Annotated in this window: 25 protein-coding genes; 5 read left to right on the forward strand and 20 right to left on the reverse strand. The window is 75.8% G+C overall.

The features are described from left to right. Positions 1-8: 8 nt before the first annotated feature. The 17 genes from A8711_RS14800 to A8711_RS14880 form a co-directional block, all read right to left on the reverse strand. Complete coding sequence (locus A8711_RS14800; protein WP_069088529.1) at positions 9-485, reverse strand: hypothetical protein; 477 nt, start codon at positions 483-485, stop codon at positions 9-11. Beyond that, positions 482-1402 carry a hypothetical protein gene (locus A8711_RS14805; protein WP_069088530.1) on the reverse strand — a complete coding sequence of 307 codons (921 nt, stop codon included), beginning with the start codon at positions 1400-1402 and terminating at the stop codon, positions 482-484. Before A8711_RS14805 ends, A8711_RS14800 begins: the two co-directional genes overlap by 4 nt. Beyond that, positions 1399-2034: a phage tail protein gene (locus A8711_RS14810; protein WP_069088531.1), complete on the reverse strand. Its 636-nt coding sequence runs from the start codon at positions 2032-2034 to the stop codon at positions 1399-1401. Before A8711_RS14810 ends, A8711_RS14805 begins: the two co-directional genes overlap by 4 nt. Further along, positions 2015-4636, reverse strand: a complete 2622-nt coding sequence (locus A8711_RS14815; RefSeq protein ID WP_069088532.1) for a putative baseplate assembly protein — start codon at positions 4634-4636, stop codon at positions 2015-2017. Before A8711_RS14815 ends, A8711_RS14810 begins: the two co-directional genes overlap by 20 nt. Next, entirely contained in the window at positions 4633-5073 is a 441-nt protein-coding gene (locus A8711_RS14820; protein WP_069088533.1) for a GPW/gp25 family protein, read from the reverse strand. The genes A8711_RS14815 and A8711_RS14820 overlap by 4 nt, the downstream gene beginning before the upstream one ends. Further along, on the reverse strand, positions 5070-5408 hold the full coding sequence (locus tag A8711_RS14825) for a hypothetical protein (RefSeq protein ID WP_064445743.1): 339 nt from the start codon (positions 5406-5408) through the stop codon (positions 5070-5072). Before A8711_RS14825 ends, A8711_RS14820 begins: the two co-directional genes overlap by 4 nt. Further along, positions 5408-6979, reverse strand: a complete 1572-nt coding sequence (locus A8711_RS14830; protein WP_069088534.1) for a phage baseplate assembly protein V — start codon at positions 6977-6979, stop codon at positions 5408-5410. The genes A8711_RS14825 and A8711_RS14830 overlap by 1 nt, the downstream gene beginning before the upstream one ends. 49 nt (positions 6980-7028) lie before the next feature. Beyond that, entirely contained in the window at positions 7029-7787 is a 759-nt protein-coding gene (locus A8711_RS14835) for a hypothetical protein (RefSeq protein ID WP_069088535.1), read from the reverse strand. Next, positions 7787-7927: a hypothetical protein gene (locus A8711_RS32850; protein WP_231915426.1), complete on the reverse strand. Its 141-nt coding sequence runs from the start codon at positions 7925-7927 to the stop codon at positions 7787-7789. Before A8711_RS32850 ends, A8711_RS14835 begins: the two co-directional genes overlap by 1 nt. A gap of 1261 nt (positions 7928-9188) precedes the next feature. After that, a complete protein-coding gene (locus A8711_RS14845) occupies positions 9189-9671 on the reverse strand; it encodes a phage tail protein (protein ID WP_043323571.1) in 483 nt (160 codons plus the stop codon). 1 nt (position 9672) lies between these two features. Continuing rightward, positions 9673-10929, reverse strand: coding sequence for a phage tail sheath subtilisin-like domain-containing protein (locus A8711_RS14850; RefSeq protein ID WP_069088537.1), 1257 nt, complete (start codon positions 10927-10929; stop codon positions 9673-9675). Positions 10930-10945: 16 nt separating this feature from the next. Beyond that, positions 10946-11626 (reverse strand): carboxypeptidase-like regulatory domain-containing protein, encoded by a 681-nt coding sequence (locus A8711_RS14855; protein ID WP_069088538.1) that lies wholly within the window; start codon positions 11624-11626, stop codon positions 10946-10948. Next, the gene (locus tag A8711_RS14860) at positions 11623-12231 is read right to left on the reverse strand and encodes a hypothetical protein (RefSeq protein ID WP_069088539.1); all 609 of its coding nucleotides are present in this window, start codon (positions 12229-12231) and stop codon (positions 11623-11625) included. The genes A8711_RS14855 and A8711_RS14860 overlap by 4 nt, the downstream gene beginning before the upstream one ends. Positions 12232-12244: 13 nt before the next feature. Further along, positions 12245-12589, reverse strand: a complete 345-nt coding sequence (locus A8711_RS14865; RefSeq protein WP_069088684.1) for a hypothetical protein — start codon at positions 12587-12589, stop codon at positions 12245-12247. 138 nt (positions 12590-12727) lie between these two features. Further along, the gene (locus A8711_RS14870) at positions 12728-13564 is read right to left on the reverse strand and encodes a DUF3153 domain-containing protein (protein WP_233607876.1); all 837 of its coding nucleotides are present in this window, start codon (positions 13562-13564) and stop codon (positions 12728-12730) included. A 179-nt stretch (positions 13565-13743) separates the two neighbouring features. Further along, complete coding sequence (locus A8711_RS14875; protein WP_233607875.1) at positions 13744-13995, reverse strand: hypothetical protein; 252 nt, start codon at positions 13993-13995, stop codon at positions 13744-13746. Between the two features lie 32 nt (positions 13996-14027). Then, complete coding sequence (locus A8711_RS14880) at positions 14028-15017, reverse strand: LacI family DNA-binding transcriptional regulator (RefSeq protein ID WP_069088541.1); 990 nt, start codon at positions 15015-15017, stop codon at positions 14028-14030. A 118-nt stretch (positions 15018-15135) separates the two neighbouring features. Between A8711_RS14880 and A8711_RS14885 the strand changes: the two genes are divergently transcribed. Together A8711_RS14885 and A8711_RS14890 are read left to right on the forward strand one after the other, a co-directional pair. After that, complete coding sequence (locus tag A8711_RS14885) at positions 15136-16395, forward strand: MFS transporter (protein ID WP_069088542.1); 1260 nt, start codon at positions 15136-15138, stop codon at positions 16393-16395. A gap of 88 nt (positions 16396-16483) precedes the next feature. Then, positions 16484-16816, forward strand: a complete 333-nt coding sequence (locus A8711_RS14890; protein ID WP_030499339.1) for a hypothetical protein — start codon at positions 16484-16486, stop codon at positions 16814-16816. Positions 16817-16825: 9 nt separating this feature from the next. Here A8711_RS14890 and A8711_RS14895 read toward each other — a convergent pair whose 3' ends face one another. Together A8711_RS14895 and A8711_RS14900 are read right to left on the reverse strand one after the other, a co-directional pair. Then, entirely contained in the window at positions 16826-17188 is a 363-nt protein-coding gene (locus A8711_RS14895; protein WP_043323585.1) for a CrcB family protein, read from the reverse strand. A 22-nt stretch (positions 17189-17210) separates the two neighbouring features. Then, complete coding sequence (locus tag A8711_RS14900; RefSeq protein WP_043330057.1) at positions 17211-17681, reverse strand: CrcB family protein; 471 nt, start codon at positions 17679-17681, stop codon at positions 17211-17213. 229 nt (positions 17682-17910) lie between these two features. On the opposite strand from A8711_RS14900, the gene paaK reads away from it, so the two are divergent. Together paaK and paaI are read left to right on the forward strand one after the other, a co-directional pair. Continuing rightward, complete coding sequence (gene paaK, locus A8711_RS14905) at positions 17911-19218, forward strand: phenylacetate--CoA ligase PaaK (protein ID WP_064446473.1); 1308 nt, start codon at positions 17911-17913, stop codon at positions 19216-19218. Between the two features lies 1 nt (position 19219). Continuing rightward, a complete protein-coding gene (paaI, locus tag A8711_RS14910; protein ID WP_043323587.1) occupies positions 19220-19627 on the forward strand; it encodes a hydroxyphenylacetyl-CoA thioesterase PaaI in 408 nt (135 codons plus the stop codon). Between the two features lie 76 nt (positions 19628-19703). Here the strand turns inward: paaI and A8711_RS14915 are convergent, their stop codons facing one another. Further along, positions 19704-21869, reverse strand: a complete 2166-nt coding sequence (locus A8711_RS14915; RefSeq protein WP_069088543.1) for an adenylate/guanylate cyclase domain-containing protein — start codon at positions 21867-21869, stop codon at positions 19704-19706. Between the two features lie 189 nt (positions 21870-22058). Between A8711_RS14915 and A8711_RS14920 the strand changes: the two genes are divergently transcribed. Further along, entirely contained in the window at positions 22059-24995 is a 2937-nt protein-coding gene (locus A8711_RS14920; protein ID WP_064445755.1) for a LuxR family transcriptional regulator, read from the forward strand. Positions 24996-25053: the final 58 nt, after the last annotated feature.

Below are 25053 nucleotides of genomic sequence, written 5' to 3' on the forward strand. Positions count from 1 at the left end.
CGTCCCGGTCAGGACCGGGCCAGCGTGACCGAACATCCACCACCTCCCGGACACCGCAGGAGCACCTCGGTCTCCCGGTCAACAGCCACCTTCGCCACCGCCGGGCCGTCCGCGTCGGGCGCGACCTCGTCGGTGACCGTCACGTCCGCGTCGCCCGGCGCGCGGGCTGTCACCTCGAACGGCGTCGTGCCGCGCAGCACCAGCGTGCGCAGCGCGCCCGGGTCGGCCACCCGCAGCCGGCACACCGTGCCGAAGGTGAGCGTCACCCCGTCGGCGGTGGTGGCCGGTTCCGCGGCCGGCGGCAGGCAGCTCACCGCCACCGTCGCCGGGTCGACCGTCCCGGACCCGCGTCCCAGCCGGGCCAGCGCGCCCGGCCCGGCCGCCGGGTCGCCCCTGTCGTCGCGGCGTCCGGCCACCGCCACCACGTACAGCGCCACCAGCAGCACTGCCACCGCCACCAGCAGCACCTTCTGCCTGGTGGTCATGGCCGGACGACGGGCGTGAAGCGGATCTCGTCCACGCCCGCGAAGTACCTGTCGGTGCCCTGCGTCTTGCTCACCGCCACGAGCGTCAGCTTGTGCGGGCCGCGGGTCAGCTCCAGGGTCCCCACGTCCACCTCGTCGGTGCGGACCACCGTCGGGGTGAACCCGAAGAACGTGTCGCCGACCTGCCGGCCGTCGACCAGCCAGATCGTGTTCGCGTAGTCGAACGACGTGGTCCGCACGGTGGAGAACCGCCAGGTGCCGTCGGACGGCAGGTCCACCTGCACGGTGACCCGGTCGCCGACGCCCCGGCCCAGGAAGAACAGCTGGGCGTCGCCGGACCACACCACGTCGCAGCAGTTCTTTTGCGCCACCACGTCCGCCTTCGCGCCGGTGGTGGACTGCACCGTCGCGCCGGAGACCAGCGTCTCCGCCTCCACGGTCACCGCGTCGGCCTGCGGCGGCGCGGGGGTGTCCGGTCCGCGGGTCACCAGCCAGGCCACCACCCCGGCCACGACCAGCACCAGCGCCGCGGCGGCCGCGATCCACGGCCACGGCGCGCGCTTCGGGGGTACGACGGCCCGCACGTCGTACGTGACCCGGCCGCTGGAGCGGGAACTCTCCTCCGGCGCGGTGTTCGCCGAGTACGCGAACCCGGTCATGTCGTAGCGCCGGGGCGGCGTGCCGGGCGGCACGGCCAGGCGTACCAGGAACGACACCGAGCCCTGCCCGGGCACCACCCGCTGCGGCTCGGCCACGGTGAACCAGGCCCGCTGGCTGCCCTCGCCGGGCGCGACGTCGAAGACGACGGTGTCCGGCGCGGTGCCCGGGTTCGACACGGTGAACGTCAGCTCACCGCTGTTGCGGGCGTCCAGGGTGAACTGTTCGGCGGCGGCGACGACTGTCCATTCGGTGGTCATGACGGCTCCTCGGGCGGATCGTGGGGTGCGGGTACGTGCGCCCGGCCGACCGCGCGCACCGTCGCCACCCCGGCGGCGGGCTCGGCATCGTCCGGCTCGGGCGTGGGCGGCGGGCCCGGGTCGGGCGGGTCCCCGGTGACGACCTCGACGGTGACCGCCGCCGGTTTCTCGGCCTCGACGATGCGGGTGACCAGCGCGAGCCGGTCGGCGGCGGCCGGTGGCACCCGCACCACCAGGTGGAACGGCCGGTCCGGCGGTTCGTCCAGCACGAACCCGGTCACGCCGGTGGCCAGCTCCAGCGCGGTCCGCATGCCGTACGGGGTGCCGCGCCACCGGGCCAGCAGCGCGCCGTGCGCCACCAGGTCCCGCAGCCGGCCCGCCGGCAACGGCAGCGGCGCGTCGGCGCGGGGCGCGGCGACCACGTGGTCCATCGCCACCCAGCGGGTCAGGTACGCCACGAACCCGTCCGGCGTCCGGTACGGCTCGAACAGCGCGTCGACGTCGGCGAGCACCGCCTCGTCCGGGGCGTGCAGCGCCTCCATCACGTCCAGCAGCGCGCCCAGCACGCTGCCCGGGCCGGCGGCCCGCTGGTACGCGGCCGGCAGCAGCCGCTCAATCGCCGCTCGGCGCATCCTGCCGCACCACCTCGATGTCGTGCTCGCCGGAGCAGAGCAGCCAGGTGCCGGGGACGGTGACCACGTCGGCGGTGGCCTGGTTGGCGCTCGCCGTCCAGTTCTCGCCGTCGCCGCTGCGGAACACGCCGCGCTCGCCGCCGGCGAGCACCAGCCGCCCGGCGCCGGAGGTGCCGGTGGGCGCGGTGGCGGCGATGGCGTCGACCGGGACGAACCGGGTGCGGTCCCGCAGCGGCAGGCCGCAGTTGACCATCACGGGCGACCACTGCGGCTGCCCGGCGAGCGTGTCGAGGCGGACCACGCCGCCGCTCTGCGTCGCGGCGAGCGCGAGCGGGCCGCTGAACGCCAGGTCGCGGCAGGTGCCGCCGATCCAGCCGGACGCCATCGACTGCCACTTCACGTCCGACTCGAACAGCCGGGTGCGGTGGCAGCCCTGGCCGGGCTTCTTCGGGTCCGGCTCGCCCGCGCCGCACCACAGCAGCGTGGCCGGGCCGTCGTACTGGACGGCGAGGATCCGGTTGTCGACGTTGGCGAGGCCGACGTGGGCGAACGTGCCGGGCCGCCCGGCCGCGGTGGACAGGTAGACGCCGAATCCGGCCTGCGCGGCGACCGCGACCCCTGGTGCGCCGCGCTCGGAGACGAACGCGCGCACCGCGTAGAAGCCCCGGTCGGCGTCGGCCGGGTCGACCAGGATCTGCAACGGCACCGCGCCGGGTAGCAGCGGCACCTCGTACAGGCCCGCGTCGGTGGCCAGCAGCAGCGCGCCGGTGCCGTCCCGGTCGATCCAGGCCAGATCGCGTACGCCGGAGTCGAGGTCGGTCAGCAGCGTCCACGTCTCGCCCAGGTCGGTGCTCAGCCGGACCCGGGAACCTCCGGCGTCGCGGGTGGTCACCACCGCCACCGAACCGGCCCGGGGGACCACGCCGGGGCGTACCGGGGCGGGCGCGGGCACCACCCGCACCACTGTCTCGTCGTCGAACCGGCCGGCCGGTTCCCAGCCCGCCCCCGCGTTGGTGGAGCGGAACAGCACCGGGCCGCCGCCGGCGTACCAGGTGTCGGCCTGGTACTGGTCCACCGCCACGGTCCGTACCTGCGCGTCCGGCGCCTCGTCGACCACGAACCGCACCGACTCGACGTAGCGCACGCCCGGCTCGGCGTGCTCCAGCATCCGGTACACGTTGGAGGCGCGCAGCGGCTCGCCGAACGCCCAGCCGGCCGGGTTCAGCGGCGTCGGCAGCGGGCTGAGCGTCTGGTGCAGCCGGTCGTGGATGCGGCGGCGCACCGCGTCCACGTCCTCCTCGCGGCGCACCACCACCCGGGCCCTGATGGACACCGCCTTGTAGCGCGCCCAGCCCGCCCGCACCGCCGTACCCAGGGCGCGGCGCCGCTCCAGATCGGCCTCGACCCGGCGGCGGGCCTCCTCCACCTCGTGCTCGCGCAGCACCGCCACCGGCAGCCGGCCGCCGGGGCGGGCCGCCTCCGGCACGTACGGCACCAGCACCACCTCGACCTCGCCGGGCCGGGCGAAGCTGTAGACGGCGGCCCGGGTGAACGCCCGCGCCCGCGCCACCGCCCCGGAGCCGGTGGCCAGGATCTCGAAGTCCCGGGCGGTCACCGCGCGCTGCTGGGCGAAGAACTCGTACGGCCCGCGCGCCAGCACCGACTCCAGCGACTCCAGTTCCCGCCCACCGGTGGCCGGCTCCGGGTTGTCCACCCTCACCCCCGGCAGCGGGTCGCGCAGGCTGGTCAGCACGCCCGCCGCGACGTTCCCGGCCGGTCCGCCGCCGCAGCGGTACCAGAGCCGCACCTGCCGTCCGTCCGGCGGCACCGCCGCCACAGTGGTCGCCCCGGCCGCCCCCTCGACGGCCGGGGCGCCACCGTCCGGGCGCAGGTCCAGCGCCGGGGCGAACGTGACCACCCCGGAGGCCCGGTCCACCAGGTAGACCTTCGCCTGCGGGCCGACACCGGCGAAGCTGTCCACCGGCCGCCAGATCTCGTACGTGCGCCCCTCGTGCTCGCGGGCGGCCGCGCCCAGCTCCACCGAACCGGCCGGCACCTCCACGCCGAGCAGCAGATCAAGCGCCTCGGTGGTACGGGTCAGCGGCGCACGGGCCGCCCGCAACACCTGACCGGGCTGCCCGGTGCCGGTGCCCAGCAGTTCCGCCTCGACCGGCTCGCAGTGGTGCACGCGTACCGTCGTCGTGGTCTCCCCGGCGGGCAGCACCGCCGGTTCGGTGGTCACGAAGACGACCGGCCGGGGGTCCGCGCCGCGGGCCGCGGCGACCCGGGTGCCGGCCGGCACCCGCACCGGGCCGCGGTCCGGGCCGGTACGGGTCAGGCGCACGTCCGCCCAGGCCGCCGCCGGTGGATGCCGGGTGACGCCGAGCAGGTTCAGGAACGCCACGTACGCCTTCTCCGGCAACTGGTTCAGCCGGTAGATCATCACCTCGGTCAGGTACGCGAACGCCTCCACCAGCGCCATGCCCGGGTCGTGCGCGGACAGGTCGGTCCAGTCCGGGCAGGACCGGGCGATGCGTTCCCGCGCCTCGGTGACCAGGTCGAGGAAGGCGCGGTCGTCCAGGTGCGGCACCGGCAGCGTCATGACGTGCCCTCCTCGTCTGCGGTTTCCTCGTCGGCGGGCAGCAGGTCGACGGAGAACACCAGGTGGCCGGGGGAGAGGCTGGCCCGCACCCGGTAGTCCAGCCGGATCACCAGGCGCCACGGGTCGTCCGGGTCGGGGCCGGCGTCCACATCGAGCACCTCGACCCGGGGCTCCCAGCGCCGGATCGCCTGCCGCACGTAGTGGATCGCCAGCCCGGCGGTGGTGTCGTCGTTCGGCGCGAAGACGAGCCGGTGCAGCCGCGACCCGTACCCGGGACGCATCAGCCGCTCCCCGGGCGTGGTGGACAGCAGCAGGTACAGCGCCTGGCGTACCGTCTCGTCGCCGTCGGTCATGGCGAGCGAGCCTGCGGCGGTGAGCGCGAGACCACCGGCGCGGCCGGCGTCGAAGCCGGCGCCGACGAAGCGGAAGGCCCTCATGCGTCCGCCCCCAGGAAGCTCTGCCGCACGTCGCGGACCTGGTGGTGCACGGTGCCCGGCGGGGTGCCGTCGGTCAGACCGTCCAGGTGCGACAGCACCACCGGCTGCCGGTCCACCCGCACCCACGTGCTGTAACCCACTGTCACGGTCAGCGTGTGCAGGCACGGTTTGATCGTCGGGCCGTAGTTGGGGCAGGCGGTGATGTCGCGCCCCTCCGGGTCGGGGCGGATCAGCACCGGCACGGCCTGGACCGTCACCCACTGCTGGGACGGGCGGTTGCTCACCCGCCCGTCGTGTCCGCAGGTGATCAGCGAGTCGCGGTGGATCCAGCGCATCAGCCACCTCCGGCGGAACGGGCGAGCGTACGGGCCTGCGCGGCGGCGGTCTCGGCGTCCTCGGCCGCCGGGGCGTGCAGGAAGTCGACGGTGCGGCCGCGCACCACGACGGCCCGGCCGGGCGCGGAGAGCACCAGGTCACCGGCGGCGTGCACGGTGGTCAGCTCGGGGCGCAGCTCGACGAAGCTGCCCGCGTCGGTGGCCAGCCGCAGCGTCCGCCCGTCGTCGTCGATCACGATGGACTGCCCGGTGCCGGTCCGCATCGACCAGCGGCGCGAGCGGCCGGACACGATCCCGGTGTCGTACGGCTCGACCGCGCCGAACAGCGAACCGAGCACCACGCCCGAGGCCGGTTCGCCGCCGGGCAGCGCCACCAGCACGGTGTCGTCCGGGTCGGGCAGCGCGACGATCCCCTTGCCCCGGCCCGCGCCCGGGCAGAGCACCGCGAGCCAGCCGGCGTCCAGATCGCCGTACGCGGGCAGCGTCACCCGGGCCCGGCCCAGCCCGTCCGGGTCGTCGACGTCGGTGACGGTGCCGAGCGTGACAGTCGCCGCCGGGGGCGCGGCCGACGGCGGCGGGCCGGGCGGCGCCGTGGAGAACCGGGTCAGGTGCCCGTCGGCGTCCACCGTGTGCACCACCTCGGTGAGCACGTACACCCCGGCCAGCGGCTCCGGGACGCCGGCCAGCGCGATCCGCCGGCCCGGCCGCAGCGCCGGGTCGCCCTCCGCGGTGCCCTCGGCGGTGACCAGCGCCGCCACCCGGGCGTCCAGCCCGGCCTGGGCCAGCGCGGCCAGCTCGTCGTCGCTGCGGCCCGGCTGGTCCACAGCGGTACGCACGCCGTCCGCGCCCACGTCGCCCGGGTCGGGGCGCAGCGGGATGCGCCGCCCGCTGCGCGCCTCGTCCGCGCGCTGGCTCAGCGGCTCGGCGCGCTGCGGGTGCCAGCCGAGCACTGCGCACTCCGCGCCCGCCCGGTCCAGGTTCTCGGTGATCCGCAGCGCGTGCACCGTCTCGCCGAGCGTCAACGGCAGCGGCTCTCCGTAGCCGTCCAGCGTGCACAGCCGCAACCGGTCACCGTCCACGCCGAGGTGCAGCCCGGCGCGACCGGCCACCTCGCACAGCAGATCGAGGTCGGTGTGCCGGTGCTGGAGCAGCCGGTCCAGGCGCGGCCCGTCGTCCTCGGCCGCCACGCTCAACCCCAGCCCGGCGCACAGGTCGGCGGCCAGCTCGGCGGCGGTCACCGACTCGAACACGCGCAGCTCCTGCCGCTTGCGCAGCCGGTGCAGCGGGTCGTACGCCCGGATCCGGGCCAGCGCGGCGCCGTCACCGGCGTACTCCCGCTCGACTGCTGTCACCTCGCCGGTGAACAGCGCCTCCGCCTGACCGTCGAGGCGGACGTCGAGGGCGGCGCCGGGGCGTACCGGAGGGTCGAGCGGACCCGCGCCGGGGGCGGCGGCGAGGGTCAGCTCGCACTGTGCCGGGCGGTCGAGGCGGGCGGCGACGCGGATGCCGCGCAGCCGGGCCGGGTCGGCCAGCGGTCGCCCGTCGACTGTGACCAGGGCGGCCCGGCTCACGGCGCACCCCCGGCGGCCGCTCGCCGCGCCGGGCTGGTCGCGTGGCGGGTCACGGGGCGCCTCCCGCGGTGACGGCGTCCGGCGCGACGGTGGCGGCGCCGGCCGGAGGGACGGCGAGCGCGGTGCCGGCGGGCACGGTGAGCGGGTCGGTGATCCGGTTGTGCTCGGCGAGCAGACGCCAGCGCAGCGGCGAGCCCAGCGCGTCGTGGGCGAGCAGGTCGAAGCGCACCCCGGACCAGCCCGGCTCGGCCGCGCCGTCGGCGGCGGCGACCACCGCCGACCCGGGCGCGACAGCGGGTGTGCTCGCCGCGGCCAGTTCCTCCTCGAACCCGGCGCGCGCCGCCTCCGCGCCCTCCGCGACGCGGACCAGCTTCAGCCGCAGCCAGGAGCGCCGGGGCGTACCGGTGAGGGTGAACGCGTCGAAGCGTTCCGCGATCGCGGTGATCACGCCCGGGACGTTCCAGGTCTTGCCCCAGACCAGGCGGACCAGCGGCGGGCGCAGCCAGCCGTGCTCGACCGCCGAGTTCTCCGCCAGCATCCACAACGGCCGGGTCAGCGCGCGGACGTCCTCCGGCCGGGCCGGCGACTCCACGAAGTCGACGTCGAAGAGCAGATCCAGGACCAGTTCGGTACGCCCGCCGCCGGTGAAGACCAGCGGGTCGTCGGCCAGCCCGGCGCCGGTCAGCGGCCCGTCCGGTCCGCCGCGCGGGCGTACCCCGGCCAGCCGGGTCACCTGCACGGTCTCCGGGTTGAGCAGGCAGTCGACCCGGGTGCCGGACTCGTCCACGAGGAAGGCCACGCGCTCCATCAGTCACCCGCCTGTTCCCGGTCCAGCCGGGCCGTGTCGCTCCACCGCGTGGGCTGCGGGGCGGGCCAGGCCGGTTCGGCCGGGAGCGCCGGCCACGGATCCGCGTGCGTCCCGCCGCCCTCGGCCATCCCGGTCGCCACGTGGCCCGTCGTGCGGGTCGGGTCGGAACCGTCCGGCAGGGCCGGCCACGGGTTGCTGTACGTGGGACGCGCGGGCCACCGCCCCTGCCTCTCCCCGGACGCCGGGTCGTGTCCGCCCGGGTACGGCAGGCCGGCGGCGCGCCCCGGGTACTGGGCGACGGATCCGTCCCTTGTCCCGTTGCGACCGTTCGTTGATCCGGTTCGACCGCCCTTGATGCGTGCGGCCGGTCCACGCGGCAACGACGGTGGCGCAGCCGCGAAGGCGAGCGGGGGCATGTCCCCTCGACCGGACGGCACGTCCGCTCCGGCGATGTCGTCCCTGCGCGTCGGCCGGCCCCGGTCGACCTGTGGGAGGTTCCGGAGCGGGTCCACCCGGTCGGGGCCGGGCCTGCGCTCGGACGGTGAGGGCCGGTCCGATTCGCCGGATACCACGGGACCCGGCGACCCGATCGTGTCCCGGCTGCCGGCGGGGTGTACGGGCCCGGCGGGCACGCCCGGATCGGTGGGCCGACCGGTGCCGTCGCTGCTCGCGCCCCTCGTGCCGGTGAGGGCCGGCCTGAGGGCGCGAGTCACCACCGGCCGGCGTGCCGGGGGCGCGCCACCGATGGCTTCCGTGGTGCTTGCGGTACCGGTCGGGCCGACGGCGCCCGGTGATCCGGTCCGGTCCGGCATACGCGCCGCTCTCGTCCTCTCCGGTGCCCCGGCCAAGCCGATCGGCTCCGTCACGAACCGGTTCGCGGGTTCACCCGCAGACGCCCCGTCGTCCCACGACCGCGAGGCCCCGTCCGAGCGGGACCGGGCGCCCGGCGTCGGCGTGGAGGGCGTCGCCCCGCTCACTTCCCACCCGGCACTCGTCGCTCCCGGCGACCGCGCACCGCGCCCCGGCTCCGAGTTCCCGCTTCCCGAGATCCCCGTCCCACTTCCCAGGAGCTCCGGGAGATCTTGGTAGGAAACGGCCCCTATAGGGGCCCTTTCGTACCGAGATCTCGGCGGGCTGTTGCGGAAAGCGGCGAGTCCGTTGATCAAACGTGCCATCCAGCGCCACCGGCCCCTCTGGCGCCGCTCGTCGGAGCGCGGGGGAGGAGCGGAAACCGGCGGAAGGTCGCGCAGCAGGCCGGGGGCGTGCGCCGCCACCAGCCGCCGCCAGTGCTCGGGCGGCTGACCGGGGGCGGGCTGCTGGCCGGGCAAGGACGGCGCGTCCTCGGCCGGGGCCGGACCGGACAGGCGATCCGCGGTGGCCCGCAGCGCGCGGGCCAGCCGGTCACGCGCCCGCCGGGGCGGCGGCACCGCCGGCCTCCAGTTCCAGGCCCTCGTACGCCAGGGTCAGCGCCTCGATGGCGATCTCCTGCGACAGGGTGTTCAGGTGCGCGCCCCGCCACCGGGTCGGCCAGGCGTTGATCATGTTCCAGCGCAGCACCTCGGCGGTGCCGGCCGGGTCGAGCAGCACCACCGACACGTTGCGCCGGTTGACGGTGCCCTTCGCCGCCGCGTTCACCCAGTCCCACAGCTCACGCGAGCTGGTCAGGCCGAAGTGGAGCGTGACCGGGGCGTACTCGACCTGTCCCGGCACGGCCCGGATGCGCTCGTTGCCCGCCTCCCGGTACGACAGCGCGGGAATCGCCACCTCGAAGCCGCTGACCTCGGTGAAGTGCCCGTTGGTGATGCCGTTGATCAGCAGCTTGAAGTGGTAGGCGCGGTACGGGTCGACGGGCGCCCCCGGCTGCGGCGTCGCGGTGGTGGGCATGTCAGCCTCCGATCGTCTCGGTCTCGGTGCCGCCGGCCCACTGGCTCAGCTTGAACACCACGAACTCCGCGGGCTTGACCACCGCGATGCCGATGTGCGCGACCACCATCCCGGCGTCGCGGACGTCGGCCGGGTTGGTCTCCTCGTCGCACTTGACGAAGAACGCCTCCTCGGGCGTACGGCCGAGCAGCGCGCCGTCGCGCCACACCCGGGTGAGGAACGCGCCGATGTCGCGGCGGATCGAGCGCCACAGCGTGAAGTCGTTCGGCTCGAACACCATCCACCGGGTGCCGCCCGCGATGGCCTGCTCGATCGAGATGGACAGCCGCCGCACGTTCAGGTAGCGCCACTCGCTGGCCTCGGCGGCGAGCGTACGGGCGCCCCACAGCCGGATGCCCTCCCCCGCGAAGAAGCGGATCACGTTGACGCCCTTGGGGTTGAGCACGTCGTGCTCCGGCCGGGTCACCCGGTACGCGAGGTCGACGGCGCCGCGTACCGGCTCGTTGGCGGGCGCCTTGTGCACGCCGCGCAGCGCGTCGGTGCGGGCCCAGATGCCGGCGACGTGCCCGCTCGGCGGGGTGAGCACCAGGTCGCCGCTGAGCGGGTCGCGGACCCGGATCCACGGGAAGTAGAAGGTGGCGTAGTCCGACTGCCGGGGCCGGTCACCGCCGGTGCCGGGCGGTTCGTCGTCGGCGTCGCCCGGCGTACCCTCGGCGGGTTTGTCGACCGACGCGGATGAAGCGGCCGACGCGGGCTTGGGCGGCTTGCCCGGCGTGGCGACGCGGGTGAGCCGGGAGACGTCGGTGACCTCCGGCGGCGGGTCGCAGATCGCCACCATGGTGCGCAGCCGCTCGGCCATGCTGATCAGGGCCTCGTGCGAGACCGGGTCGTGGTAGCCGGGCGCGGCCACTATGGAGACCTCGTCGATCGCCTCCAGCAGTTCCAGGCCGCCGCGCCGCCCGCCGGTGCCGGTGAGGCGGCCGCCCTCGCCGACGTTCACCACCCAGCAGCGGGTGCCGCCGTTGTCCAGGAAGCCGAACACGGCGCGGGCCAGCGGGGTGCTCTCCAGGTGCTCGCCGTCGGCGTACAGCCGCAGGAACTCGGTCCAGCTGTTCACCGCCAGCGCCTCGCCGACGTGGGCGCCCCGGTCGGGCGCGACCCCGACGAACGCGGCGGTGCTCATGCCGACCGGTCCGATCGGGCGGGCCCCGCTCGGTACCTCCTCGACGTAGATGCCGGGGGAGAAGTAGGTGGGCATCGGTCCTCCTCGGACGTCAGTCGGGCGCGCGGACGACGATCAGGTGGTCGCCGTCCGGATCGAGTTCGGCGGTGTGGACGCGTCCCGCGCCGACCAGCCGGATCCGCACCGGGGCCTCCGGCGCGTCGGGGTCGTGCGGCACGCCGGTCAGCCGGAACCGGCCAGCGGTGTCGGTCTCGGTGGCCTGGGCGGTGTCCACCAGCTCCACCCGGACGGCGGCGAGCGGCTGGTCCTGCGGGCCGACCACCCGGCCGTCGAGCGTGCGCATGCCGAGCTGCCGCAGTCGCAGCGGGTGCCGCACCGGCGGCGCGACCGGGACCGGCCGGTCGATCCGGGCCGGCACGTCCAGCAGCAGCGCCGGCCGGGGCGCCACGCCGAGCGCCCGCCACAGCGCCGGGTCGCCGGTGGCGAGCACCAGTTCCGGCCGGCCGGACGTGGTGGCGGCGGCGAGCACCCGGTCCAGCGCGGGCAGCGCCGCCGGCCCGCCGCCGGAGACCAGCAGCCGGACCACGAACCGGTACGGCTCGCGCGCCGCGCCGCCGGTGGCGGTCTGCCGGCCCGGCCGCAGCTCCAGCGGCCAGACCGTGAGGCCGCCGCCGGGGTCGTCGCGCGGCGGGCCGACCGGTACGGGCTCACCCGCGGCTCCGGTCAGCCAGCTCGCGACGTCCGCGACGGCCGCCTCGATCGCGCCGGTCATCGCGGTGGCGTCCCCTGGATCCGGTACGCGATGGCCTCGTTCCACACGTGCGGGTAGACGCCGATCTCGAAGTAGCGGGTGAACCGGTTGATCGGCGCGTTGGTGTGGTCGTGCCAGAGCAGCCACACCGGGGCGATGGTGAACAGCACGTAGTTGAGAGCCACGAGCGGCAGGTAGAACGGGCCGAGCAGCCGGGCCTGGAACACGTGCACGTCCTCGTGGCGCTGGATGCCCGGGCTGGAGCCGGCGCACACGGTGCCGATCGTGGTCGCGTACCGGGGTGAGACGCCCTCGATCACGTTGACCCGGCCGCTGCCGGCCGAGACGATCCGGTCGAGCTGGTGGCCGAAGACCAGGTGCAGGGCCAGGAAGAGCGCCCCGGCGAACGTGTTGAGCAGGCTCCAGGTGTGGTCGACCACGAACAGGAAGATCCCCTTCGGGTCGGGGCCGTACGTGCCGGCGGACGCGGACGCCCAGCCGAACGGCGCGCCGACGAGCAGGCCGACGACCGCGCCGGCCAGCAGGCCGACGGTGCCGGCGGCGAGTTGCCCGAGTACGGCGCCGAAGACGACCTGGACGGCCGCGCTGAGGATGCCGAAGATCATGGGGTCACCTCTCTCAGACCCAGGAGCGGACGTAGCGGGGCTCGCGGCCCTGGGCGAGCTGGGTCGGCGACGCCTGCGTCGCCTGCCGGTTACCAGGGGGGAGCTGGTTGACGCCGAGCGCGGCGGAGAAGATCACCAGCCCGTTGAAGAACGCGATGATCCACTTCTCCGGGCCGGCGTCGGCGGCGAACGCGGCGGTCAGGTAGGACAGCAGGAGCGCGAAGCCCAGCGCGATCCACTTGCGCGCCTTGTCGCCGCTCGGGCCGATCAGCCCGCCGATGACGTTCGCGGCGAGCAGGGTGGCGGCGCTGGCGCCGGTGAGGCTGCCCAGGGCGGCCCAGGTGAAGAGATCGTTCACGGCGATCCCCCTCTTTTCGGTGGTGCGGTGGTGCAGGTCGGGGTGGGATGGTGCGGCGGCGTTCCGGGTCACGTGACCCAGCCTCCGCCCGGTGTGCTGGTGGGCCGCCGGCGCGGACGCCGTCGGTGGTCGGTGGGCTCAGGCCGGCGGACCGGCGGGTCGAGTCGGTGCGTCGGGCGCGGCCGGGGCGCCGGTGGAGGCCGGGGCGGGGTCGGCCGGCACGCCCGGGCCGGTGGTCGCCGTCGCGTCCGGGCCGCCGCGGGAGCGCCGCCGCCGCCTCAGCAGCACGAGCACGACGGCGGCGACCAGCAGCAGGACGACAACGGCGGCCACCACCGGCAGCCACGGGAAGGAACCGTCACCGGTCACCACGGCGGCCGGGCTGGTGGCCGGCGGCGGGGGCGCCTGGGCGACGGCGCGCAGCTCGGACGGCTTGGGCTGGTTGGCGACCACCTTCCAGGTGACCGAGCGCCCGGTGACAGTGCCGTTGGTGTCGAGCACCCGGCCGGGGAACGTCACCGAGATCTCGAACGCCATCAGCGTCATGAACGCCTGCTGCTGGCGCGGATCCTGCTGCCCGAACTTGCCGCCGTATTTCTTCGGGTCCAGCGGGAGCGAGAAGCGATACAGATCATCGTCCCGGACAAGATTCACGCTTTCGCTCGTGAATTGTGCCAGCGGTGTTTTCCGGTACGTGATCTGAATGCCGTACGAGGTGGCGTCCTCGTACCGGGTCTCCGCTCCGGGCGGAAGTGAGGGAATGTTCGGCCGCAGTTCCGCGAAGGCCACCGCCGGGTCCGGGTTGCGCTGCTTGAGCACGGACTTCGGCGCGGTGAGCAGGAGCTGACCGGAGACCGTGTCGTCGTCGTTCACGGTCAGCCCGAGGTTGAGCTGCATGCAGCCGCTCAATATCGCCACGAGGGCGAGACACACCGCGAGGCGGAATGCCCGGCTGCGGCGGAGTCTCGTATTCATGCGCTCAGTGTGAGCCGGTGCAGCCCGCCGGGCAGTCCGTGATCGGTCGCCGTTCTGTCGCCGATCTTACCGGCGTCCTCTCCCATTCGGACGACGTCGAAAACGTGAGCGATCGATATTCTGAAGGATTGTCGTGTCGCCGTTCCGCCGGGGTTCCCGGTGACGACCCGGGCGGCGGGTCACCGCGCCGGGGACTCCGCCGCGACGATCCGGAAGACCGGGATGCCGGGGGCGACCCGGGCGAAGTCGGCGAGCGGGGCGTGCCGGTCCACCGGCGCGTGCGGGCGCGCGCCGGGAGCGAGCGCGAGATGCCGGCGCAGGATCGGTGGCCGCTGCGCCACCGGCACCTTGACCAGCCGGACCGGCTCGCGGCGGCGACGGCGCAGCACCACCCGGCCGCCCCGGTACATCCACGTCATGACACCGCCCACCGGAGGCCCTCCTTCGCCGTACCCGTCGACCGTCAGGCGCTCTCGCGGGCCACCAGCGTCGACGGGAACGCGGTGCTCGGGGCGACCGGCGCGCGCGTCAGCACGGCCGTGGCCGCGGCGGCGGCGATCCGGTCCACCGGGTGGGTCGCGGTGGTCAGCGGCGGGCTGCTGATCGCCGCGTACGGCAGGTCGTCGAACCCGGCCACCGCCACGTCGTGCGGCACCCGCACGCCGCGCCCGCGCAGCGCGGCGATCACGCCGAACGCGGTGGCGTCGCTGGCCGCGTAGACCGCGTCGGCGTCCGGCCACCGGCGCAGCGCCTCCAGTGCCGCCCGGCCGCCCCGCGCCGCGGTGAAGTCGCCGGTGACCAGCCGCTCCGGCGACCCGGACTCCCGCATCAGCTCCCGGTACGCGGTCACCGAACGCTCGGCGCAGCTCAACCAGCGCGGCCCGGTGACCATGACGACGCGGCGCCGGCCGGTGGCGTACAGGTGACGCAGCACCTCACCCGCGCCACCGGCGTTGTCGACGTCGAACGACGGCACCGCCGGAGAGCCCTGACCGATCGAGACGACCCGGCCGCGCAGCCTCGGCGGCACCGCGTCCAGCGCGGCCTGGGTCGTGTTGACCAGGATCACCCCGCACACGCCCCGGTCGGCGCCCAGCCGGGTCAGCCCGGACGGGTCGGCCAGCGGCAGCCACTCCAGCGCCACCCCGACTCCGTGCGGCGCGCCCACCCGCGACGCCGCGCCCACCACCCGGTGCACGTACGGGTCGTCCAGCACGGTGTCGTCGCGGCCCACCACGGCCACCACCAGGCGTACGCCCGCTCCGCGCACCAGCGACCGGGCCGCGAGGTCCGGTACGTAGCCGAGGTGCTCGGCGGCGGCGTGCACCCGGGCGCGGGCGTCCGCCGAGGCGAACCCGTAGCCGCCGAGCACCCGGGAGGCGGTGGCCCGGGACACCCCGGCGTCGCGGGCGACGTCGTCGAGCGTGGCGGGACGTGCGGTCGGCGTACCCATGTCCGCATCATGCCTGCTCCGGCGCGGATGGGCGAAGCCATAACGGCGCTTGTGGTGGAAGCGCTCTCAGGTGTGCGATTGTCGTCGGGAACCAGACGGGGGAAGGGACCACCGCACCGTGAGCAGCACCATCGACGCACCGGCCGGGAAGCGGCCACCGGCGCCCCGGGCGGTGCTGACCGCCCGCAACGGCGTCGCCGTCGTCTTCGCCCTCAACGGGCTCGCGGTGGCGAGCTGGTTCTCCCGGGTCCCGGCGGCCCAGGAGGCGCTCGACCTCAACCCGGGGCGGCTCGGCCTGCTGCTGCTCTGCGCGTCGGCGGGTTCGCTGCTGGCCATGCCGACGGCCGGCCTGGTCACCCAGCGGCTCGGGCCCGCGCGCACTGTCGCCGTGTCGGTGGTGCTGGTCTCGCTCGGCCTGACCGTGGCGGGTCTGTCCGCCAGCCTGGTCGGCTCGGTCGTCGGGGTGGGGTTCGGCCTCGCCGCGTTCGGCTTCGGCTCCGGCATGTGCGACGTGGCGATGAACGTCGAGGGCGCGGCCGTGGAGAAGCGCCTCGGCTACACCATCCTGCCCCGGTTCCACGCCGCCTGGAGTCTCGGCTCGGTGGCCGGGGCCGGGCTCGGCGCCGGCGCCGCGCACTTCGGCGTACCCGTGGGCGTGCACCTGCCGGTCCTGTCCGTGCTGATCCTGGCCGGCACGCTGGTCGGCGCCCGGGCATTCCTCGCGGCCACCGCCGAGGCGGCCGGGGCCGGGGAGCCGGCCGCCCGGCGGCAGGCGCTGCTGGCCGCCTGGCGCGAGCCCCGCACCCTGCTGGTCGGCCTGCTCGTGCTGGTCATGGCGTTCACCGAGGGCAGTGCCAACGACTGGCTCGCGGTGGCGTTCGTCGACGGGTACGGGGTCGACGAGGCGGTCGGCGCCGCGGTCTTCGGCGTGTTCGTGGTGGGCATGACGATCGGCCGCACCGTCGGCACCGTCGCCATCGACAGGTGGGGCCGGGTGCCGGTCCTGTTCACCACCATCGCGATGGCGTCCGCCGGCGCGGCGCTCGCCGTACTGGCCGGGAACGGCCCCCTCGCGGTGGTCGGCGTCGCGCTGTGGGGGCTCGGCGCCTCGCTCGGCTTCCCGGTCGGGATGAGCGCCGTCGCCGACGACGAGGACAAGGCCCCGGCCCGGGTGAGCGTGGTCGCGGTGATCGGCTACACCGCCTTCCTGGCCGGGCCGCCGCTGCTCGGCTTCCTCGGCGACCACTTCGGCGTGCTGTCCGCGCTCGGCGTGGTGCCGCTGCTCCTGCTGCCCACGCTCGCGCTGGTGCCGGTGCTGCGGGAGCGCCCCGCCGCGCCGGACACGCAGACCGGCGCACCGGCGGCGAAGGTCGGCTGAGCCGGTCCAGCCGACTCCCACCGCGCTCCCAGCCGCCTGCCAGGCCGGCGTGCTGCACTGGAGCGAACGCCGAGGAGAGGAGGCGGGCATGGGCTGGTTCAGCCGCCGGGCCGCCGACCCGACGACGCCCACGAAGCTCGACCGCGAGGCGACCAAGGAGGACCTGGCGCAGCTGGAGGCATTCGTCACCAGCCGGCGCGGGGTCGAGTTCTACCTGGAACCGGAGACCACCGCCACCGACACCACAGTCGTCGCCATCGCGCACGACGGTGAGTGGATCCGCCGCCGTACCGGCTCGCCCCGCGCCGCCGGCAAGATCGCCCAGAAGCACGCGGTGCCGCTGTACGAGGCGGCCCGCACCGGCTACCCGGAGCGGATGCGGGCGTGGAACCGGGCCCACCCGGAACGCCGGGCCCGCTGACCGGCGCGGTCAGCCGGTCAGCGCGGTGACGAGGGCGTAGCCCAGGAACGCCGCGCCCAGGCCCGCGGCCACGCTGAGCGCCGCATTCGCGTACGCGAGGCGGCGCTTCCCGGTGCGGGCCAGGCGCAGCGTCTCGTAGCTCAGCGTCGACCAGGTGGTCAGCGCGCCGCAGAAACCGGTGCCGACCAGCGCGGTCACCGCCGGGTCGACGGGCGCCGCGAGCAGGCCGCCGAGCAGCAGCGACCCGGCCACGTTCACGGTGAGCGTGCCCCACGGGAACGGTGAGCCGTGCCGGGCCTGCACCGCCCGGTCGGTCAGGTAGCGCAGCGGCGCGCCGAGCGCGGCGCCGAGCGCGATCAGCAGGACGGTCATCGGCCCGCCACCGTCTGGGCGGTCACGGGGCCCGCCCGTGCCGGGCGGCCAGCAGGCGCGCTGTCACCGCGTCCCCGGCCGCGACCGCGGCCAGCGCGCCGAGCACCGTGGCGGCCAGGTAGACGCCCGCCGTCGCCGCCGCGCCGTCGGTCAGCAGCCGCTGCGCGTCGACCGCGTACGCGGAGAACGTGGTGAACCCGCCGAGCACGCCGACGCCGAGGAACGGCCGGGTCAGCGGGTGGGCCGGGCGGGCGGCGAGCATCGCCGTCAGCGCACCGATCAGCAGGCAGCCGGTGACGTTGACGGCGAACGTGGCCCACGGAAACTCGCCGGGCCGGTGCGGCACCGCCGCCTGCGCGCCCGCCCGCGCGAGCGCGCCGAACACGCCACCGGCGGCGATCACGCCGAGCACGGCCGCCGGGTGCGCGGACAGTTCCGACCGGTCCGCCGGTACGCGCAGGTCGACGTCCGGATCAACGCGCGGATCCGACACCACACCTCCCACCGCCCCCGCGAGCATAACCCCGCTCCCGCCGTCCGCCCGCGCCCCCGCTCTCGGTGATCTTGCGGTTCCAGCCCCGGCATTGCGCGTAAAGCGGACACCCGAGGGGCGGCAAGTGCAAGATCACGGGGGAGGGGGGTGGGGGAGGGATGAGGGGCGTACGGTGGGCGGCAGCGCCCGGCGCGGCGGTGCCCGGGGCCCGTCGCGCCAGGAGGAAGCCGTGCAGGACCGCACCCCTCGTCCGGACGAGCTGGATCCCGTCGAGCGGATCGGCGTCGACGAGCTGCGCGCCCTGCAGCTGGACCGGCTGCGCCACTCGCTGCGGCACGCGTACGACAACGTGCCGCACTACCGCCGCGCGTTCGACGACGCCGGCGCGCACCCGGGCGACCTGCGCGAGTTGACCGACCTGGCCCGCTTCCCGTTCACCACGAAGGCGGAGCTGCGGGAGAACTACCCGTTCGGCATGTTCGCGGTGCCCCGCGAGCGGATCGCCCGGCTGCACGCGTCCTCCGGCACCACCGGACGCCCGACTGTGGTCGGCTACACCCGCGCCGACCTGGACACCTGGGCGAAGCTGATGGCCCGCTCGATCCGGGCCGCCGGTGGCCGCCGCGGTGACCGGGTGCACGTCGCGTACGGCTACGGGCTGTTCACCGGCGGCCTCGGCGCGCACTACGGCGCCGAGGAGCTGGGCTGCACCGTCGTCCCGGTCTCCGGTGGCATGACCGAGCGCCAGGTCATGCTGATCCGCGACCTGGAACCGGAGGTCATCATGGTGACCCCGAGCTACATGCTCGCCATCGTGGACGAGATGGAACGCCAGGGCGTCGACCCGCGCGCCACCTCGCTGCGGGTGGGCGTCTTCGGCGCCGAGCCGTGGACCGAGGACATGCGCCGTGAGCTGGAGCAGCGCCTGGACATGCACGCGCTGGACATCTACGGCCTGTCCGAGGTGATGGGCCCGGGGGTGGCGGTCGAGTGCGTGGAGACCAAGGACGGCCTGCACCTGTGGGAGGACCACTTCTACCCGGAGATCATCGACCCGGTGACCGGGGAGGTGCTGCCCGACGGACAGCGGGGCGAGCTGGTGCTGACCTCGCTGACCAAGGAGGCCATGCCGGTGGTCCGCTACCGCACCCGGGACCTGACCCGGCTGCTGCCCGGCACGGCCCGCCCGATGCGGCGGATCGAGAAGATCACCGGACGGACCGACGACATGATGATCGTCCGGGGGGTGAACGTCTTCCCGACGCAGATCGAGGAACTGATCCTGCGTACCCCGGCCCTGTCGCCGCACTTCCAGTGCGTGCTCGACCGGCGGGGGCGGATGGACACGCTCGCCGTCCACGTGGAGCGGCGCGCGGACGCCGCCGCCGACGAGGCCGAACGGGCCGGCGCGGCCCTGGCCGAGCAGGTCAAGAACACCATCGGCGTCTCCGTCGCGGTGCGGGTGATCGAACCGGACGGGGTGGAACGGTCGATGGGCAAGATGCGCCGCATCGTCGACCAGCGGCGGGAGCGCTGACATGGCGGACGACGGCGGCCGCACCGCGGCGCACGATATGTTCGACGCCGACGTGGCGTCCAAGGGGCTCGGCATCGAACTCGTCTCGGCCGGCGACGGCGCGGCCGTGGCGCGGATGCGGGTCACCCCGGCGATGCTCAACGGGCACGCGATCGGGCACGGCGGCTTCGTGTTCCTGCTCGCCGACACCGCGTTCGCGCTGGCCTGCAACAGCCACGGCCCGGCCACCGTCGCGGCCGGCGGCGAGATCAGCTTCCTGCGACCGGTACGCGAGGGCGACGTGCTGGAGGCGTACGCCACCGAGCGGGTCCGGCAGGGCCGCAGCGGCATCTACGACGTCACGGTGCGGCGCGGCGACGAGGTGGTGGCGGAGTTCCGGGGACGCAGCCGCACCATCGCCCGCGGCTGACGGCCACCGCTCGACCCGCCCGACGAGCCGCCCGGGCCGGAGTGGCCCCGTGCCCGCTCCGACCCGGACGTCGCCGTCATGCGGCGAGCCCAGTCGCGTACCCGCCGGGCTCGGCTCTTCGCCGCGCGTGGCCCGCCCTCTCAGGCCGCGCCGCGGCTCCGGGTAACGGGACGGTCCGCCACCCGGGCCACGCTGCGAGATCGCCGGCCGTCGCCGGTCCGGCCCAGGACGGCCCGGGCACCGCCCGGAGCACGCCGCTCCGATCCGGCGGGCCGGGCGCCGGTCGGGCCCCTCCACCCGACCGGCGCGACCGTCCCGCCCCGAGCGGGCAGAGTTCCCGCTCGTCGGGGTCCCGTGCGGGGACACCGGCTCCCGCTCCCGGCGCGAAGCCGGCAGCGGTGTCCTCCGGGACGCGGGCCGGATGCCGACCCGCGCCCACTCCGGCCGTCCGGGCGGCGGCGCGTCCGCCACCGGCCACGCCCGGCGGTACGGCCGCGCCGACGGTCCGGACACCGGCCCGGGCGGCGACGCGCTCGCCGTCCGCCATTGCGCCGATGTCGCCGACTCCGGACGCGGCGCGAAGACGGCGGGCGAAATCCGCTCGCACGGCCCGGGAGAGCCGGTGCGCGGCCACCCGCGCCACCAGCGGCTCGACCGTCCACCCGCCCGGCGCGACGGGCCGCAGCAGTCCGGCCGCGGCCAGGGCGCGCAGCGCCGGCGTGGCCCGGCCGGCGGGCCAGCCGAGCATCGCCTCCACCGTCGCGGCGGCGACCGGGCCGCCGCGGGCGGCGGCGGCCATCAGCACCGCCCGGTGCGTGCCGTCCAGCCGGTCCAGCCGGGCGTCCACCAGCCGCCGCGCGGCCGAGGGCACGCCGGCCGGCTCGTCCGCCGGGTCGGTCAGGGCGTACGCGGTCGCGACGGCCGGGTTGCCGCCGGCCAGGGGGAGCAGCCGCGCGGCGAGCGCGGCCGGCCGGCCGGTGTGGCCGAGCAGGTGCCGCAGCAGCCGTCCGGTCTCCAGCGGGCTCAGCGGGCGCAGCGGGATCCGCCGGGTCCCCGGGGCGGGCAGCGGGTCGGCCGACCCGGAGCCGTACGTGGTGACCACCGCGAGCGGCAGCCCGCGGTCGCTCGCCGCGACGTGGAGCTGGCGCAGGAACCGGCGCAGCGCCGGCGCGGCCCGGTCCAGGTCGTCGACGGCCACCACCACGGGCGCCTCGGCGGCCAGGCCGAGCAGCGCCTCCCGGCAGGCCACCACGGCCCGCGCCGCTGCGGTGTCGTCGTGCGGCGCGGCCAGGAACGCGGCCAGCGCCCCGCCGCCCGGACCGTCGACGGCCACGCCCGGCAGTGGGCGCGGCGCCTCGGCCCGGGTGCGGAGCAGGTCGGCCAGGGGCGCCAGCTCGCCGGCCGGGTACGGCGGGCAGTACGCCACCCGCCGGAGTACCGGGACACCGTCCACCTGGGACACCGCGCGGATCACCTCGTGCAGCAGCCGGCTGCGGCCGCTGCCGGGCGGCCCGACCAGCGAGATCCACCGGGGACGCCGCTGCCGGAGCGCGGCGGTCACCTCCTCGGCCGCGGTGGCCAGCTCACGCCGTCGCCCGACCAGCGGGGCGCGATGGCGCGCCGGCCGGCGCCCGGCGGTCCCGGTCACCCGCCACACGTCCAGCGGCAGTGACTTGCCGGCGAGCGTCATGGTGGCCAGTGGACGCTGCTCGACCAGGCCGGCCACCGCGTCGCGGGTGACCGGGCAGACCACCACGCCACCGGGCGGCGCGTGCTCCTGGAGCCGGGCCGCGGTGGTGATGACCGCGCCGCTCGCCGCGCCGTGGCCGCCGTCGCGGGCGCCGGCCAGGTCGAGCAGCACCTCGCCGGTCGCCACGCCGACCCGCACGCGCAGCCGGACGCCGCCCGGCCGCCGCCGGTCCAGCGCGGCCTGGATGTCCAGCCCGGCCCGCACCGCCCGGTACGCGTCGAAGCCGTCCGAAGCGGACGCGCCGAACAGCGCCATCACCGCGTCGCCGACGTACTTCTCCACCACGCCCCGCCAGCGGCGCAGCACCGACGCGACGGTGCCGAAGTAGGCGCGTTGCAAGGCCCGCAGGTCCTCCGGGTCGAGCCGCTCGACCAGCCGGGTCGAGCCGACGATGTCGACGAAGAGGACGGTCACCGTGCGGCGTTCCTCCGGCACCGGCGGGCAGGCCGCGACGACGGCTTCCCGACTTACCACGGGCGTGGTGATCAACATCGCACCCACCCTTTCCCTGGTCCGGTGCCTGACGACCTCCGAAGACTTTCACCACCGGGTTCTCGGGGGATCGGTAGGACGACGTATGTCGGCCACCCGCAACCATTAGTCGTGTAGTCGACGCGAGGAGTACGAGTCCGACCCCGAGGCCGTAGAACGGTGCGGGGCCCTGTGACTAGGCTGCGTCCCATGGCCAGCGAAGTGGACACCGCACCGCTCGTCGGCCGCACCGGCACCATGGCGACGCTGCGGTCGGCGCTCTACGACGACCTGCGGCCCGGGCAGACCGGGGCGGTGTTCCTCACCGGTGAGAGCGGAGTGGGCAAGACCCGCCTGCTGAGCGAGGTCGGTGACCAGCTGCGGCAGGCCGGGGCCCTGGTGCTGACCGGCGCCTGCCTGGACATCGGCGACGCCTCGCCGCTGCACCCGGTACGCCAGGCGTTGCGCCGGCTCGACGCCGAGCAGGGCGAGGCGCGTACCGCGTCGGCGATCCGCGGGCTGTTGCAGGTCTTCGACGAGGAGACGCCCGGCCCGGACGGCGCCGGGGCGCTGCTGGAGCGCGTCGCCCAGGGCCTGCACCTGGTGGCCGGCGGGCGGCCGCTGGTGCTCGTCCTCGACGATCTGCAGTGGGTCGACCGCAGCACCCGGCAGCTCCTGCTCTACCTGCTCGCCGGTCTGGGCGACCTGCAGCTCTCCGTGCTGGCCGCGATCCGGGCCGAGTCGCTGCGCGGCGCGCACCCGCTGCGCCGGGTCCTCACCGAACTGCGCCGGCTGCGCTCGGTGCAGGTGGTCGATCTGCTGCCTCTGGACCGGGCCGCCACCGACGAGCTGGCCGCCGCCGTGGTCGGGGCGCCGCTGCCGCCGGAGGCCGCCGACCAGCTCTGGCGGCGCAGCGGCGGCAACCCGTTCGTGGCCGAGGAACTGGCCCGCGACCGGCGCGACGGCCGCGACGGCATCTCCGACACCGTGCGCGAGGTGTTCCTGGACCGGGTCGACGCGCTGCCGCAGCCCGCGCACGCCGTGGTGCACGCGGTGGCAGTGGGCGTCGAACCGGTCGAGCACTGGCTGCTGGCCCAGGTGGTCCGGCTGCCCGAGGAGGAGCTGCTCGACGCGGTCCGCGAGGCGGTGGCGCACCGCCTGCTGGTCGGCGCCGACGACGGCTACCGGCTGCGCCACCGGCTGGTCGCCGAGGTGCTGGCGAGCGAGCTGCTGCCGGCCGAGCGGGCCGCGCTGCACCGCCGCTTCGCCGAGGCGCTCACCGCCGCCCCGGGCGAGCTGCACCAGGCGCGGCTGGCCCACCACTGGCGGCACGCCGGTGAGCCGGCCCGGGCGCTGCCCGCCGCGATGGCCGCCGCCCGCGAGGCGGAGCGGCTGCACGGGTACGCCGAGGCGCACCGCCACTGGTCGGCCGCGCTGACGCTCGCCACCGAGCCGCCTGCGGTGCTGCCCGACGGCGGCCGGCCCGAGCCGGTCGAGGTGGACCGGGCCGAGCTGCTCAGCCACGCCGCCGAGGCCGCGCACCACAGCGGGGAACACGCCCGCGCCCTGACCCTGCTGGAGGAGCTGGCCGCCGAGGAGTCCGGGCCGCCGGTCTGCGCGCTGCACATCCGGCGCGCCCGCTACCTGGCCGCGGCGGGCCGGTCCGCGCCGGCCGAGGAGGAGTACCGGCGGGTGCTGGCCTCGCCCGACTGCACGCCGCACGAGCGCTGCACGGCCGCGGCCCGGCTGGCCGAGCTGCTGCTGCACCTGGGCCGCTACGCCGAGGCCGGTGAGCAGGCCCGGGAGGCGCTCGCGCTCGCCGCCGACGTGCCGGGCTCCACCTCCGAGGTGGTGATGGCCAGCGCCGCGCTCGGGTTCAGCGAGGCGTTCCTGGAGGATCCGGCCGCCGGGCTGGCGGTCATGCGCCGCGCTCTGGACACCGCCGAGCGCTCCGGCGGCCCGGAGGACGTGGCGTGCGCGTACCTGCACCTGGCCGACCTGATGACCGGGCCGCTGAACATCCTCGAGGAGGGTGTGGTGGTGGCCCGCCGTGGCGCCGAGCGGGTCGCCGAGCTGGGGCTGGGCCGCACCTGGGAGACCCGGCTGCTGGCGGTGGCGACGAACGGGCTGTTCCGGGTGGGGCAGTGGGCCGAGGCGGAGAAGGTCGTCGCCGCCGCGCTGCGGCACCGCCCCTCCGGCGCCGACGCGGTCGAGCTGCTGCTGGCCCGGTGCCGGCTCTCCGTCGGGTACGGCGACGTCGAGGCGTCCGACCGTGACCTGGAGGCGGTCGCCACCATGCTGGCCGGCGGCGGCGCCCGGCACGTGCTGCCGATGCTCATCCTGCGCGCCGGCCTGTCCATGTGGCAGGGCCGGCACGACCTGGCCCGGCAGGCGGTGCAGCGGGGCCTGACCGAGAGCCGGTCCGACGACGTGATCGTGCTGGCCACGCTGGCCTGGCACGGGCTGCGCGCGGAGGCGGAGGCCGCGGCCGGCCGCACCATCGAGCCGGATCCGAACGCGGTACGCCGGCTGCGCGAGGCGGTCGACCGGGTGACCCGCAAGAGCGCCCGGGCGGGCGCGCCGGTGCGGTACGTCGCCGACGGGTTCCTGGCGCTCTGCGACGCCGAGCTGAGCCGGCTCGACGACGGCCGTGGCGACCCCGCGCTGTGGGAGCGTTCGGCGCTCGAGTGGGACCGGCGCAACCACCCCTATCCGGCGGCGTACTCCCGGTTGCGGCAGGCCGAGGCGCTGCTGGGACGGCGCAGCCGGGTGGCCACCGCGGGCAAGCTGCTGCGCCAGGCGTACGAGATGGCCCAGTCGCTCGGCGCGGTGCCGCTGACCGCGGAGATCCGTACCATCGCCTCGCGGGCCCGGGTGACCGTGGACGCCGCGCCCGGCCCCGCGCCGGTGCCCCGGCCACGGGCGGCGCCGGCCGGGCCCGCGGTGGACGAGCTGGCCACGCTCACCGCGCGGGAGCGGGAGGTGCTCGCGGCGGTCGCCGAGGGGCTGACCAACCGGGAGATCGGCCAGCGGCTGTTCATCAGTGAGCGGACCATCGGCGTCCACGTCTCGCACATCTTCGACAAGCTGCAGGTCCGTACGCGGGTGCAGGCCAGCGCGATCTTCCTGCGCAGCCGTCCGGGATAGACGTACGTCGGTAATACGTCGTTCTACCGATCCGGCGCGCGGGCGCCGGCTGGCACGC

Origin of the sequence: Micromonospora sp. II, from assembly GCF_001709195.1 — a bacterium.
Classification (GTDB): domain Bacteria; phylum Actinomycetota; class Actinomycetes; order Mycobacteriales; family Micromonosporaceae; genus Micromonospora; species Micromonospora chalcea.

Excerpts from the sequence above, each read along its gene's own strand:
- A8711_RS14800 (WP_069088529.1), bottom strand. The coding sequence starts at position 485 with ATGACCACCAGGCAGAAGGTGCTGCTGGTGGCGGTGGCAGTGCTGCTG.
- A8711_RS14805 (WP_069088530.1), bottom strand. The coding sequence starts at position 1,402 with ATGACCACCGAATGGACAGTCGTCGCCGCCGCCGAACAGTTCACCCTG.
- A8711_RS14810 (WP_069088531.1), bottom strand. The coding sequence starts at position 2,034 with ATGCGCCGAGCGGCGATTGAGCGGCTGCTGCCGGCCGCGTACCAGCGG.
- A8711_RS14815 (WP_069088532.1), bottom strand. The coding sequence starts at position 4,636 with ATGACGCTGCCGGTGCCGCACCTGGACGACCGCGCCTTCCTCGACCTG.
- A8711_RS14820 (WP_069088533.1), bottom strand. The coding sequence starts at position 5,073 with ATGAGGGCCTTCCGCTTCGTCGGCGCCGGCTTCGACGCCGGCCGCGCC.
- A8711_RS14825 (WP_064445743.1), bottom strand. The coding sequence starts at position 5,408 with ATGCGCTGGATCCACCGCGACTCGCTGATCACCTGCGGACACGACGGG.
- A8711_RS14835 (WP_069088535.1), bottom strand. The coding sequence starts at position 7,787 with ATGGAGCGCGTGGCCTTCCTCGTGGACGAGTCCGGCACCCGGGTCGAC.
- A8711_RS14845 (WP_043323571.1), bottom strand. The coding sequence starts at position 9,671 with ATGCCCACCACCGCGACGCCGCAGCCGGGGGCGCCCGTCGACCCGTAC.
- A8711_RS14850 (WP_069088537.1), bottom strand. The coding sequence starts at position 10,929 with ATGCCCACCTACTTCTCCCCCGGCATCTACGTCGAGGAGGTACCGAGC.
- A8711_RS14855 (WP_069088538.1), bottom strand. The coding sequence starts at position 11,626 with ATGACCGGCGCGATCGAGGCGGCCGTCGCGGACGTCGCGAGCTGGCTG.
- A8711_RS14860 (WP_069088539.1), bottom strand. The coding sequence starts at position 12,231 with ATGATCTTCGGCATCCTCAGCGCGGCCGTCCAGGTCGTCTTCGGCGCC.
- A8711_RS14870 (WP_233607876.1), bottom strand. The coding sequence starts at position 13,564 with ATGAATACGAGACTCCGCCGCAGCCGGGCATTCCGCCTCGCGGTGTGT.
- A8711_RS14880 (WP_069088541.1), bottom strand. The coding sequence starts at position 15,017 with ATGGGTACGCCGACCGCACGTCCCGCCACGCTCGACGACGTCGCCCGC.
- A8711_RS14890 (WP_030499339.1), top strand. The coding sequence starts at position 16,484 with ATGGGCTGGTTCAGCCGCCGGGCCGCCGACCCGACGACGCCCACGAAG.
- A8711_RS14895 (WP_043323585.1), bottom strand. The coding sequence starts at position 17,188 with ATGACCGTCCTGCTGATCGCGCTCGGCGCCGCGCTCGGCGCGCCGCTG.
- paaI (WP_043323587.1), top strand. The coding sequence starts at position 19,220 with ATGGCGGACGACGGCGGCCGCACCGCGGCGCACGATATGTTCGACGCC.
- A8711_RS14915 (WP_069088543.1), bottom strand. The coding sequence starts at position 21,869 with ATGTTGATCACCACGCCCGTGGTAAGTCGGGAAGCCGTCGTCGCGGCC.
- A8711_RS14920 (WP_064445755.1), top strand. The coding sequence starts at position 22,059 with ATGGCCAGCGAAGTGGACACCGCACCGCTCGTCGGCCGCACCGGCACC.